General features: G+C 44.9%; 10 protein-coding genes and 1 pseudogene. 6 read left to right on the top strand and 5 right to left on the bottom strand.

Annotated elements, in window-relative coordinates; all coding sequences use genetic code 11:
• The first annotated feature begins 63 nt into the window (after positions 1-63).
• Together HFV01_RS04275 and HFV01_RS04280 are read left to right on the top strand one after the other, a co-directional pair.
• A complete protein-coding gene (locus HFV01_RS04275) occupies positions 64-1,998 on the top strand; it encodes a transglycosylase domain-containing protein (protein ID WP_006669807.1) in 1,935 nt (644 codons plus the stop codon).
• Between the two features lie 129 nt (positions 1,999-2,127).
• Complete coding sequence (locus tag HFV01_RS04280) at positions 2,128-2,355, top strand: type II toxin-antitoxin system CcdA family antitoxin (protein WP_006617421.1); 228 nt, start codon at positions 2,128-2,130, stop codon at positions 2,353-2,355.
• A gap of 688 nt (positions 2,356-3,043) precedes the next feature.
• Here HFV01_RS04280 and HFV01_RS04285 read toward each other — a convergent pair.
• The 3 genes and pseudogenes from HFV01_RS04285 to HFV01_RS04290 form a co-directional block, all read right to left on the bottom strand.
• Positions 3,044-4,021, bottom strand: a complete 978-nt coding sequence (locus tag HFV01_RS04285; RefSeq protein WP_006669805.1) for an RNA-guided endonuclease InsQ/TnpB family protein — start codon at positions 4,019-4,021, stop codon at positions 3,044-3,046.
• Positions 4,011-4,160, bottom strand: coding sequence for a helix-turn-helix domain-containing protein (locus HFV01_RS30160; protein ID WP_228116618.1), 150 nt, complete (start codon positions 4,158-4,160; stop codon positions 4,011-4,013). The genes HFV01_RS04285 and HFV01_RS30160 overlap by 11 nt, the downstream gene beginning before the upstream one ends.
• Positions 4,117-4,722: pseudogene (locus HFV01_RS04290) on the bottom strand (IS607 family transposase). Before HFV01_RS04290 ends, HFV01_RS30160 begins: the two are co-directional and overlap by 44 nt.
• 174 nt (positions 4,723-4,896) lie before the next feature.
• Between HFV01_RS04290 and HFV01_RS30165 the strand changes: the two are divergent.
• Positions 4,897-5,673 carry a hypothetical protein gene (locus tag HFV01_RS30165; RefSeq protein ID WP_006623869.1) on the top strand — a complete coding sequence of 259 codons (777 nt, stop codon included), beginning with the start codon at positions 4,897-4,899 and terminating at the stop codon, positions 5,671-5,673.
• Positions 5,658-6,665, top strand: coding sequence for a GAF domain-containing sensor histidine kinase (locus HFV01_RS30170; protein WP_006623870.1), 1,008 nt, complete (start codon positions 5,658-5,660; stop codon positions 6,663-6,665). The genes HFV01_RS30165 and HFV01_RS30170 overlap by 16 nt, the downstream gene beginning before the upstream one ends.
• Before the next feature lie 222 nt (positions 6,666-6,887).
• On the opposite strand, the gene HFV01_RS04300 is transcribed toward HFV01_RS30170, so the two are convergent.
• Positions 6,888-7,367, bottom strand: coding sequence for a GNAT family N-acetyltransferase (locus HFV01_RS04300; RefSeq protein ID WP_006623871.1), 480 nt, complete (start codon positions 7,365-7,367; stop codon positions 6,888-6,890).
• Positions 7,368-7,525: 158 nt separating this feature from the next.
• Here HFV01_RS04300 and acs point away from each other — a divergent pair, with 158 nt between their 5' ends.
• Together acs and HFV01_RS04310 are read left to right on the top strand one after the other, a co-directional pair.
• Entirely contained in the window at positions 7,526-9,493 is a 1,968-nt protein-coding gene (gene acs / locus HFV01_RS04305; RefSeq protein WP_006669802.1) for an acetate--CoA ligase, read from the top strand.
• Between the two features lie 851 nt (positions 9,494-10,344).
• Positions 10,345-11,472 carry an RNA-guided endonuclease InsQ/TnpB family protein gene (locus tag HFV01_RS04310; protein WP_193520858.1) on the top strand — a complete coding sequence of 376 codons (1,128 nt, stop codon included), beginning with the start codon at positions 10,345-10,347 and terminating at the stop codon, positions 11,470-11,472.
• Positions 11,473-11,502: 30 nt separating this feature from the next.
• Here HFV01_RS04310 and HFV01_RS04315 read toward each other — a convergent pair whose 3' ends face one another.
• Positions 11,503-13,275 carry a glycosyltransferase gene (locus tag HFV01_RS04315; protein ID WP_006623874.1) on the bottom strand — a complete coding sequence of 591 codons (1,773 nt, stop codon included), beginning with the start codon at positions 13,273-13,275 and terminating at the stop codon, positions 11,503-11,505.
• Between the last annotated feature and the right edge of the window lie 81 nt (positions 13,276-13,356).

The following is a 13,356-nucleotide window of genomic DNA, read 5'->3' on the forward strand; positions in this document are numbered from 1 at the left end:
GTCTAAGCTAATTATCAAGTTGAAAACCCTGTAGCTTTGTTTTCTGGAAGGAGTGGAATCAGCGTGTCATTAACAAACGTAACAGTCCGAGGTAGACAAAGGCTTGAGTCGCCACCGTCAGGCTTATTTGACTTCATCCAGTCAGTAAGCAAAGTTACCGCCGGAACCATATTGGGTACAACCATGTTAGCCAGTTCCGTGGTGGCAGGAGGGCTGGTGGGTCTAGCCGTTAGTTTCCGTAACTTACCAGACGTAAGGGTATTACAAAACTATATTCCCACCGAAACCACCCACATCTACGATATTCAGGGTAGACACTTAGCCAGCCTTCACGACGAAGCCAACCGAGAAGTAGTTTCTCTTGATGAAATATCCCCCCATGCAAAACGGGCGGTATTAGCTATTGAAGATAGCCATTTTTATGATCATCGGGGTATATATCCCACCGGGATAGTACGAGCTATGCTTGCTAACCTGGAAAGGGGGAAAACCGTAGAGGGTGGTTCGACCATAACCATGCAGTTGGTGAAAAACCTGTTTTTATCCCCCAGCAGAACCATTAGCAGAAAAGCGGCTGAGGCGGTCATGGCAATTCGCCTCGAACAAATTTTAGACAAAGACGAAATTCTAGAATTATACCTAAATCAGGTTTACTGGGGTCATAACCTTTATGGGATTGAAACCGCCGCCCAAAGCTATTTTAACAAACCAGCATCGGAGCTGAGATTATCTGAAGCGGCGATGATTGCGGGTTTAATTTCCGCCCCAGAAGACTATAGCCCCTTTGTTAATTATCCACTAGCTAAACAACGACAGGCTCAAGTGCTTAACCGCATGGTAGATCTAAATTGGATTACTCCAGAAGAGGCGGCGGAAGCTAGAAAAGAACCCCTATTAGTGGGTAGGATCACCTCATTTAGAACCAGTGAATTGCCATACGTGACGGAAGCGGTGGTTCAGGAGTTAACTAGGGAGTTTGGTCGTGATGCCGTCCTGAAAGGGGGAATGCGGGTTCAAACGACCATTGATTTGAACTTCCAGCGCATGGCAGAAAGAACGGTGAGGGAATGGCACGATCGCCTTTATTATCGAGGAGTATATCGCGATCGCAATAACGGTCAAATCGCATTAGCCGCCGTAGACCCCACTACCCATTTTGTCAAAGCCATGGTGGGAGGGTCTGATTATAATAAAAGCCAGTTCAACCGAGCTATTCAGGCTCAACGGCAACCTGGATCCGCCTTTAAGCCATTTGTTTACTATGCCGCCTTCGCTACCGGTAGATACGCTCCTAGTACCATTGTTCAAGATACCCCTGTTAGCTATCGCGACGGGTCTGGGTATTATTCACCCCGCAACTATGGCGGTGGCTTCTCCGGCGCTGTTACCATTAGATCAGCTTTAGAGACCTCCCTGAATATTCCGGCCGTCAAGCTGGGTCAATCTGTAGGACTCAATCAGGTAATCGAGGTTTGTCGCCTCCTGGGAATTACTAGCCCTATGGAGCCCGTCATTTCCTTACCACTAGGATCTGTGGATCTCACCCCTATGGAAATGGCTGCATCTTTTGCTACTTTTGCTAATGACGGTTGGCATTCTGACCCCACTTTTATTGTACAAGTCACTGATAGCCAGGGAAATGTCTTGCTTGACAATACCCCATCACCTCGCTTAGTTCTGAATCAGTGGGCTGTTGCCTCCCTAAATGATGTGTTGCAAGGGGTAATTACCAGTGGTACTGCCACCAGCGCCCGACTAGGACGACCAGCAGCCGGGAAAACTGGGACTACATCCTCCGAACGCGATGTCTGGTTTGTGGGTTATACTCCCCATTTATCGACAGCGGTTTGGGTTGGTAATGATGACTTCACTCGACTGGCTAGGGGAGTCACAGGAGGAACTGTCGCTGCTCCGGTATGGCGGGACTTTATGAGTCGTGCCTCTGTAGGGAAACCTCAAACTGGTTTTACTCCCGCTTCCAATTTTCCCCGACCTTAACCGGATGGGCAACAGGTGAGATTGAGATCGTACAATAGAATAAAGTCCCTAAATCATACTCAGTCTTGAGTTGAGCCTCCGGGATCAACCCCGGAGGTATTGGGTTTTCTGAATTAGGATGTTTGCGCCATGAATCTAAATACTTCTTCGACCTCTAGTGTACCAAGCAAAGTAGAGGTTTCTATCCATATTGATTCGGAATTATTGGATCAGGTCAAGCACTTGACTAATGATCCCAGTAAAGTCATTGAAACCGCTCTCCGACAATGGTTGCGGGGAGAACGCCCAGAAGATGATTTGGCTTTGAGTCTACAACGTAACCCTCCCGTGCCACCCCGGGGCGAGTGGAATGATTGAACAAAAACAGCGACGCACTCGGTCTACCTCACCGCCGGCAGGTCCGCAGGCAGGTGGGGAGAGCCTCATCAAAAATCTAGCATAGCCGGCGTGTTTGACCATCAAGCCACCTTGATGGTCATTGAGTTGGGGGCGGAAAGCCTTGTAAACCACGGTGCGATCGCCAGACTGATCCGGGTTCAATGTGTCAGTTGACATTGTACCCTAAAACGGGTACAATGGATGGGCAAGGTGGTGTTTAAGCCTTGACCGAAGCGGGTCAGCACCCCCGGCTGAAGCACGGGGGCTTCGTGCCCCCCTTTCAGGTAGCTGACCAGCTATAGCCTTAACTGGCTCCGTTCAGAGCAAGAGTTAAAGTTCCTACCCTGGAATGTGTGCTAGTTCCAGGCTCATGAACCGAATCGTTAAACATCTCTAAGGGGTTAAGGACGTGCGATTTGGATAGTACCGACTCTGAACATTGGCGTTAGCGCAGCGTGCGCGTTAGCGCAAGCGCAAACATTACCCCGCAAGGGAGTCGGAGCCAACCATAGCTCCATGGAGGGGCAACCATACCCCTCCACCCCGCAAGGGGGTGCTGGCGGCTAAAGCCGCTTGAGTCGGTTTTCCTCTCCGTGATTTATCACGGAGCTTCCAACCCTCCCAGGAGTTTTACGTGATTTGTGCGTGATATAAATAGCTGATACATTTACGCGACATTTATCCGGCTATTGCCTGACAATGCGACGATAGCACTATTACCCGTTAAGGTAACAGAGGCGGTATCCCGCAAAGCTTTTAGAAAGATTCCAAAAGCACCGTTCCAGTCCCTGGGTAGAGTGAACCCACACTCAGGACATCGGAACACTTTTGAGCCACCTAGCTGGGAATGCACATGACCACAGTGAGTACAGGTTTTGCTGGTGTATTCTTCCGTCACATCTACAACTGTGGTTCCAGTTATCTCGGCTTGATGTCTCAGGGTTAGTTTGAATCGATAATGCGCCCATGTCAGCATGGCGCGGGCAGTCTTGGATTTGATTTTCCGCTTGGCTTTGGCAACCATGTTGGAAGTCTCGAAGGTCGGCAGAAAAATTATGCTGTAGTTGTGAGTCAAGTAGTGAGCAATTTGTTTGTGGGCTTCATCAACTAGATTGCGGATTTTGGTTCTCATTCGTTGAGCCGCTTGCCTCATCCGTCGCCTTCTTGAACGACAGGGTTCCTTGGCGATTCGGCTCATCAAATCATCCAAATGTTGACATAGCCTAGTAATGCGTCCAATATCCTCGGAGCCCAATTCCAGAAATCGTGAACCATCAAACCCGGTTATGAAAGTTCGCACACCCGGGTCTAATGCAATTACGCCATTCGCTTCAGTTGGGGTAACGGCAACAGGTTCAGGAAACACCGCAAACCATCGACCTTTGGTAAACACCAACTGAGTCCCTTGCCCGCAAGTTTTAGGGATGGGTTCGGAAACCATGAAAGTTAATCCTTTCGTTAGTCTTGGATACCAACTCCCTGAAGAGAAATTAGTATTATTGAACTTAATCCCTTGAGAGCTGTCACGACAACTTCTAAACCTGGCATCAGGACTGGCGGTCAAAGCCTGATAGGCATCAAAGATGGCATTTTGCCGAATGTGGCAGGGTGTTTCTTTGACCCATTCGGGTAAGTCACTCTGCATCACTTCCGCAGCGTAACTTTAACTTGCTTAGTCGTTTACCACTCCGGGATAATGCAATTGCTTGGTTGTAGCAATACCGACAAGCAGCCAGCCATTTACGCCAGACTTGATTTAGCTCTAGGCTGGGGTAAATCCGGATCTTCTTTGACCTGAGTTTTGTATTTACTCCGTCCGTATAATCGGGAACTGAAGCAGTGGAGGATGGCGAGGATGTCCTCAACCATTTCTGGTTCTGGACTGAGACTTGTCTGGTTGAGAATCATGAGTGAGCAACTGTTTTGCTCACAGAGCCATCGAAACAAGTCAAATCCAAATCTGGCCAATCGGTCTGGGTGGGCAACGACAACCATGCGGACATCTCCTGACAAATGATGTCCCAGTAAGGCCAGCATTTTCTTTCCCTTGAAGTTGAGCCCGCCTCGGATTTCTGAGACGACTTCTGCTTCGGGGTAGAGGTTGGACAGTGCGGCCACTTGTCGGTTGAGGTCGGACTGCTGGGCGCGGTTACTAACTCTGGCATAGATAACGACTTTGCGTTTGTCACTGCCTGATTTGGCAGTATATCACTCAACGTTGTATCGTCGTTGCCCAGCGGGGGTTCTGATGGTCTCGATTGAGCCATTGTCGTCCCATCTGCGGAGTGTTCTTTCATGGACTCCAAGGATTTGGGCGGCTTCCTTGGGTTTGACATATCTGGCAATAGGTTTATCCTCAACCCTTCTCGCTTATTATACCGTATTGCCCTAAAATATTAACCGAATTTGTGATTAAATCATGCTCTTTCAAGATTCTGTTTCTAGCAGATAGAAAGATAGATCCACATCTGGGATAATTAAATTATTCCAGATTTTGCAATACTCAGAAACTTCCGGCTAATGCAAGATTTTTCCGGGTTAAATGTATCTGATAACAGTTCTCAGCTACCATTATCAGGCTTTGGGAACCTTTTACCCGGTTTGGATGCCGATCTAGTTTTTATTCAGAATCAATCGGGGGAGTATCTACTATTTTCTTGGCGACAATGCGATCGCCATCCCCTTCCTGTGGACAAAATCACGGGAACTAATATGGCAGATACATTTAAGCCTCTGGTACTCGGACCCTATCAAGAAAGAATCCACCGGATGATCACCAGCTTAATACCAGAGCGCTTCAGTTATCCATTTTGTTATGAAGAATACTATTTTCCCCTAGAACTGATTGTCAGTCCCATATTAAAATCTAACGGCACTGCTACCCATGTTCTGGTGATGGGGCGACTACTGGAAAATTCTCAACTGAATCTTAACCCTAATCAAGAACTGATTGCCTACCGCGCCTTACCATCTAATTTTGATATCCAGCAAAAAATGCTGGTTCAAATTGCCGGAACCCTTTGCCGCAGCGTTCCCCCCACTTCTCAAATTTATCAAACTATTATCAGCCAAATTACTCAAAAAATTCGCCGCACTCTGGATTTAAAAGAGATTTGGCAACAAACTGTTAACGGCTTGGGTCAGGTTCTTGGTGTCAGTCGCTGTATTATCTGTCCCTATCGCAGCACCTCTGATAAGTCTACCCAAGTGGTGGCTGAGTACCGCCAACAAGATGTCCCCATGATGTTGGGTTTAAATCTATCGAGTGAGTCGGAATTGGGTTGGCTCAAGCCTTAGCCACTTTAGAACCGATTATCATTGAGCGCAGTTCCCCTGAAAATGACCCCTATCAACGCTATTCGTTGATGGTTGTTGCTACTGCTTATCAAGATCAGCCTAATTCTTTGATTTTCCTTCATCAATGCGATCGCACTCGCCAGTGGACGGCGGCGGAAATAGATTTTGTCCGGGAGTTGGCTACTCATGTGGGAACCGCGATCGCCCATGCTACTCTTTATCAGGAGTTAGAAGAAGCTAGACTAGAAGCGATCGCTCTTTCTCGTCTCAAAAGTGAGTTCCTCGCCAATACTTCCCACGAACTCCGAACTCCCCTTAACGGTATGATCGGCTTCCTTCAGTTAGTCTTAGATGGTATGGCTGATGACCCAGAGGAAGAACGGGAATTTATCGAACAAGCACATCAAGCAGCTATTCATCTCCTGAATTTAATTAATGATGTTTTAGATATTGCCAAAATTGAAGCGGGTAAAATGGATATTGAACTCGCCTTGGTCAAAGTTGATGAAGTTATCGGAGAAATCGAACATTTTATTCGACCTCAAGTTGAACAAAAAAATTTGAAATTTACTATTCAACCAGAAGCTGTCAATAGTCAAATTATTGTTTATGGCAACTATCAGCGCATCTTACAAGTGATTCTAAATTTCCTGGAAAATGCGATTAAATTTACTCACAAAGGCGGCATTAATATTAGCATAGGAATTATTCGGAAAAATGTGATGATTCAAAATCAAAAATTTCCGGGATTTGTGGAGTTTAGAGTTGTGGATACTGGTATTGGTGTTCCCATTGAAAAGCAAGATAGATTATTCCACGCTTTTTCTCAGGTTGATAGTGGTTACACTAAGCAATATGGGGGGACGGGACTCGGTTTAGTTATTTCTCAAAAGCTGGTTCAAGCTATGGGAGGTAAGGTTAAGTTTTACAGTTTGGGGGAAGGCTTAGGATCAACTGTGACTTTTACTATTCCTCTCTATCAAGAACCATGATATTAATTACCAAAAGATAGGGGGTTGACAACCTCCGAAATATCATGGTACTATTTTGATATATGATTTTATAATGAAAATCTTGCCTTGTTAAATAAAATTGCGACTATTCCCATTATCTAAAATGATACCACAAGCCGACCGGAAAAGCAACCCCCACAGCTTCCCATCGGCAAATTTTTTTTGTTACAAAACTTAACAATAAATTTACAAATCTCATTGTTATTGTTGCAGTAAGCGTTGATAGTCCACTACTCGACAAATGCGCCATTCAGGTAGTATTGTGGCTCCTATATGTTGGTAAAATGCGATCGCCGATTGATTCCAGTCGAGGACAGTCCACTCTAAGCGCCCATACCGACGTTCTAGGGCTACTTGAGCGACCTGTTGGATCAAGGCTTTCCCAATGCCTAAACCTCGATATTCAGGCATAACAAATAGGTCTTCTAAATGAATGCCGGGTTGAGTCAAGAACGTGGAAAAGTTATGAAAAAACAGAGCAAAGCCTACGGTTTTTTGCTCCCATTCAGCGATAATGACCTCAGCCATTGGCCGATCGCCAAATAGATGCTGTTTCAAGGTTTCCAGATCTCCAGTGACTTGGTGGGAGAGTTTTTCATATTCAGCCAAAGCCTTAATTAAAGCCCAAATGACCGGAACATCATCAACAGTAGCAGGACGGATAATTAGTTGAGCAGGCATAGTTACTTAGAAGTTGACAACTGATTTTAATCGGTTCGACATGGGGAGGAGTTAGCTAGTTAGCAGTCTGCTCAAAAAAAGTAAAGATTCTTAGAGTTTAATCTAGGCCTAAAATGGTTATAATGGCTTCACTTTGTAATTAAAGTTACCATAACACCATGTCACAACCGACAATCGAATCAATTTTACACGAGAAACGGTTATTTCATCCGTCCGAGGACTTCTCCAAACAGGCCCGGATTAAGAGCATGGAAGAGTACCGGGAACTCTACGAGAAAGCCAAAGCTAACCCGGAAGCCTTTTGGGCAGAATTAGCCGAAAATGAGTTGCACTGGTTTAAAAAATGGGATCAGGTGCTGGACTGGCAGCCACCTTTTGCTAAGTGGTTTGTGGGGGGCAAAATTAATATTTCCTATAATTGCCTCGATCGCCATTTGACTACCTGGCGCAAAAATAAAGCCGCTTTAATTTGGGAAGGCGAACCGGGAGACTCTCGCACCCTGACTTATTCCCAACTACATCGGGAAGTTTGCCAAATGGCTAACGTGATTAAACAGTTGGGAGTCAAAAAAGGCGATCGCGTTGGGATTTATATGCCCATGATACCAGAGGCGGCGATCGCTATGTTGGCTTGTGCCAGAATTGGCGCACCCCATACCGTCATTTTTGGCGGTTTTAGTGCCGAGGCTTTAAAAGACCGCCTCGAAGATGCCCAAGCTAAATTGGTGATTACTGCTGATGGTGGTTGGCGCAAAGATGCGATCGTACCCCTAAAAGAACAGGTAGATAAGGCTTTACAAGCTGGTGCGCCTAGTGTTGATAACGTTTTGGTCGTACAGCGCACTCAGCAAAAAATCCAGATGGAACCCGGACGGGACCACTGGTGGCATGACTTGCAACAAAATGCTTCCGGGCAATGTCCCGCCGAAGAAATGGATAGTGAGGATATGCTGTTTATCCTTTACACTAGCGGGACTACTGGTAAACCCAAGGGAGTTGTACACACTACTGGTGGCTATAATCTTTACAGTCACATTACTAATCAGTGGGCTTTTGATTTACAGGATACTGATGTTTACTGGTGTACCGCTGATGTGGGTTGGATTACTGGCCATAGTTATATTGTCTATGGGCCTTTGTCCAATGGGGCCACAACTTTGATGTATGAAGGGGCTCCCCGTGCTTCTAATCCCGGTTGTCTGTGGGATGTGGTAGAAAAGTATGGGGTCACTATTTTCTATACTGCTCCTACTGCTATTCGAGCTTTGATGAAAATGGGTGAAAGACACCCTAATGCTCGTGATTTGTCTTCCTTGCGGATTTTGGGAACCGTCGGAGAACCCATTAACCCAGAAGCCTGGATTTGGTATAACCGCGTCATTGGTCACGGAAAATGTCCCATTGTTGATACTTGGTGGCAAACCGAAACCGGGGGTTTTATGATTACTCCTCTTCCCGGTGCGACTCCTACTAAGCCGGGTTCCGCTACTTTGCCTTTCCCTGGAATTATTGCTGATGTGGTTGATACCGAAGGCGAACCTGTTACTAATAATTCTGGGGGGTATTTGGTGGTGCGTCACCCCTGGCCGGGTATGATGCGGACTGTTTATGGCGACCCCGATCGCTTCCGTCGTACTTATTGGGAGTATTTACGACCTAAAAATGGCGATTATGTCTACTTCGCTGGTGATGGCGCTCATAAAGATGAGGATGGCTATTTCTGGGTGATGGGCCGCGTTGATGATGTGATTAATGTTTCCGGTCATCGCTTGGGGACTATGGAGGTTGAGTCCGCTTTGGTTTCTCATCCCGCTGTCGCTGAGGCGGCTGTGGTTGGCCGTCCTGATGAGGTTAAGGGTGAGGAAATTGTGGCTTTTGTTACTCTCGAAGGCGATCGCCAACCTGATGAAGCCTTGGAAAAAGAGTTGAAGCAGCACGTTGTTAATGAAATTGGCGCTTTGGCTCGTCCCGGAGAAATTCGCTTTTCTGATGATTTGCCTAAGACTCGTTCCGGTAAAATTATGCGACGTTTATTGCGATCGCTTGCTTCCGGCCAGGAGATTTCTGGGGATACTTCCACTCTCCAAGATCGCACCGTTCTCGAAAAGTTGCGCGGTGGCGCTTAGTTGAGCAATTCCCTCCCTCCTTAATTGAACCCGGATTTTCTTAGCCACAACTTTGGTGCGTCAGTTTCCCCCATTTCCCCATCGGGAAATCATTAATTAATTGCTCTGACGCACCCTTTTTTGATTTTTTCGTCAATATCCAAATCCGCCCCGCCGCAGGGGTTGACAGGGAGCCGAAATTTTGCTACGATATTAGTATCAAGTTAGATAATGGAAATATAATCTAATTTTTAAAAAATGCACATATTTCCATTATAACATAAGTATACTGTCAAGCACCCCAAAAGTCAAGCCCCTACCCCCAAAAAGCGAAATTTTTAACATTTCTTAACATTAATTGAGGCGGGATTTTCTTAGCCACAACTTTGGTGGGTCAGTTTCCCCATTTCCCCATCAGGAAATCATTAATTAATTGCTGACGCACCCGATCGCATTTTTGATTTTTTCGTCAATATCCAAATCCGCCCCGCCGCAGGGGTTGACAGGGAGCCGAAATTTTGCTACGATATTAGTATCAAGTTAAATAATGGAAACATAATCTAATTTTTAAAAATTGCAAATATTCCCATTATGATACAAGTATACTGTCAAGCACCCCAAAAGTCAAGCCCCTACCCCCAAAAAGCGAAATTTTTAACATTTCTTAATATTTGATTTTTTCGTCAACATTTCAGGTCATCTGGGGAGAGCAAGAATTTAATCCAAGATTTGCTTTATATCTTAGGACAATAAGGTACAATACCCCCAAAGATTCGCAACTCAATAATGAGTATACGGTCAAACCCCAGACCATGCCAAATTTCCCTGACGACATACTCATCAAGTTGGATTCTTCATGGTAAAATCCAATCATGCCTTACAAAGCTTTCCGGACAAAACTAAAACTCAATGACCGTCAAGCCACCTTGATGGCCAAACACGCGGGGTATGCTCGATTTGTGTTCAATTGGGGATTACACTTATGGATGTCAGCTTATCAAGAGGGACTCAAGCCTAACGTCAACTCCATCAAAAAGGTTTTTACGAATTATGTGAAACCTCAATATCCTTGGATGTCCGAATTGTCTTCTAGAGTTTATCAATATGCCTTCATTAATCTAGGGGATGCCTTTAAGCGCTTCTTCAAAGGAATAAGCAGTTATCCTAAATTTAAGAAGAAAGGCCACCATGATAGCTTTACCCTTGACAATTGTGGCAAACCATTCAAGTTGTCAGGAACTCGCCATAAGCTGCCTTTTGTGGGCTGGGTTTCTACATTTGAGGCTCTACCCGAAAGTTGGGTTAAGAAAGTCACCCTAACGCGCCAAGCAGGTGACTGGTATATTAGCTTTTTCGTAGAAATCACGCCAGAAATTACACCGAAATATCGAGAGAGAATCGGGGTTGACCTAGGAATTAACAATTTGGCGACTTGCTCCGATGGGACCCAATTCTCTAATCCCAAGGCTTATAAAGCAGCCACCCAAAAACTAGCTCGATTACAACGTCATTTAAGTCGCAAAGTCAAAGGCTCGAAAAATTGGGCCAAATGTCTCTTAAAAGTTCAAAAGCTACATCAAAGAGTAGCAAACATTCGGCGGGACACGATTCATAAAATAACTACTTTCTTGGCTAAGAACCACAGCCAAGTAGTCATTGAAGATTTGAATGTGTCAGGTATGCTGAAAAATCATTGTTTGGCGGGTTCTATCGCTGATGCTTCATTTTATGAGTTCCGTCGTCAACTAGGTTACAAGGCAGAACGTTATGGTTCAAAGTTGATTATTGCCGATAGATTTTATCCATCCAGTCAACTGTGTTCTAATTGCGGTTATCGTCAAAAAATGCCCCTAGTCCGTCGGACTTTTGAATGTCCAAACTGTGGCCTGAAGATTGATAGAGATTTGAACGCCAGTATAAATTTAGAAAAATCGCCTGGTTCAGACGATTACACTTGTGGACGGGGTGCTGCCGACAGTCCCGGACGAAGCCAGAAATAAACATCAATATCCGGCTATGTCCGGTTTTGTTTAAGTTTTATAGAGCAGTTGAAAGGGGGGATAATTATATGCGCGGGAAATTTGGGTCAAACTTTGATACCAATTATTGATAGTTTGTTGAGCAGGATAGGGACTATAATTGCGGGACTGTCTGAGAAATTGAATCATCTGGTGTTTGTCTTGGGTGTGATAGCTTAAAGCAGCTAACCAAACCAGGACTTGATAGCGACAGAGGGTTTCTAGGGGACGCATCCAATTTCGTAGGGTAGGACGAGAAAAGTAATTTTGAATAAGTTGATTACAGTCAGAGGAAAGGATAGCGATCGCATATCGTTTCAAGTTATAATCAGCCTCGACTGTTATAGTCCTTCTTTGTAGACAAATTCCCGCAGCGCCATGGGATGCTAAATTTAGCAATAAATCTATAGTAGCAGCATGGGGAGATAGACTCGAGTCAAACCCTCCCCAGCGTTTAACCCAGGAATTGCGGAATAAAATCGCACCAGTTTCCACCAATCGCCACAAGTCTGTTAACATCCAGATATGGACACCATGTAAACCGTCGCGACCCTGCAAAATTGGCGCGAGATTATTGTAAGGCTGAACTTCCGAAATTAGCTGATTTTCCTCCCAAATTTCCCAACCAGAGAATACCATTTCCAGTGAACCCGCACGATTATCAAAAGCATCTATCAGGTCTGATAAACTATGAGGTAGTAAAGTAGAACCCCCATCTAAAAACAGGATAAATTCTCCCCTAGCAATATCTAAGCCTCGGTTTCTAGCAGCCACAATTCCCTCGCCACATTGACCAACATATTGCAAAGATTTTCCATAACCTTCTAGGACTTCCGGGGTGTTGTCCGTCGAACCGTTATCAATCACAATAATCTCGCAACCATCGATATTTTGATTAAGGATACTATCAAGAGTTTTGGGTAAACTGATACCCTGATTATCGCTACAAACAATAATACTAATTTGGGGAGAATTAGCCACCGTCGCGGGGATTAAATAATCAGTAGCATCAGCAGTATTACCCGCGAAATGTCCTTGTAAAAGAGCTTGATTTTGCTTTGCTTCCCGTCCGTGAAACGCTTCGATGCGGTTTCCCCGAAGATGTCCGTAGTCATGATTTTGGTGAACAATCGTAATAGTTTGACTCCCGTTAATTACCCGATATCCTTGTTTTAATCCTTCTCCCACCATCCAATTATCCCAACCCGGACGACCAATAGCAAAAGCCGGAAGTTGATTAAACAGAGGTTTAGGAAATACAAAGTAATCTAACGCACCGATACCGCTAAATATTCCCGCTGTATGAATTTGATGATGTAGCTGTTGTTCCCAGTTAGGGTTATCAAAATTCACAGGTTCTTCAATATCCAAATTCCAACGTCGTCCCACCATCAGAAACCTAGAGTAATTAGCAATCACCTGTTGAACATTCCCGAGAAAATCGCTAGTTAGGATAATATCCGAGTTAATATATGTTAAAATATCGTGGGAAGCGTGATGATGTACTTGGCTAAAAATATCATTTAGCAGAGGGGTTCCATATTCGTTAACTTGGACATTCGGAATATGTCTCACCTTCAATTTACTAGCCACTTCTGCGGTTCCTGTCTCATCACCAAATAAGATAATTTCCGGTCTCGGAACCAGTTTAGTCCAACTGGTAATCGCATTATCTTGAATCATTCCCACACTTCCCACAAACGCTTTAGGAACCGCAAAAATAGTCACCTTAACAGTAGGTTGAATATTATCAAAAATCCAGACACGACCTTTTTTAGTTCCCATAGAAATTAACTGATACTACAAATCCTCTGTTCGTCTAATTTAGCGGTCAACACCTGGGAGAGTTGGGTGAGATAGTAGGTG

Origin of the sequence: Limnospira fusiformis SAG 85.79 (genome assembly GCF_012516315.1) — a bacterium.
Classification (GTDB): domain Bacteria; phylum Cyanobacteriota; class Cyanobacteriia; order Cyanobacteriales; family Microcoleaceae; genus Limnospira; species Limnospira fusiformis.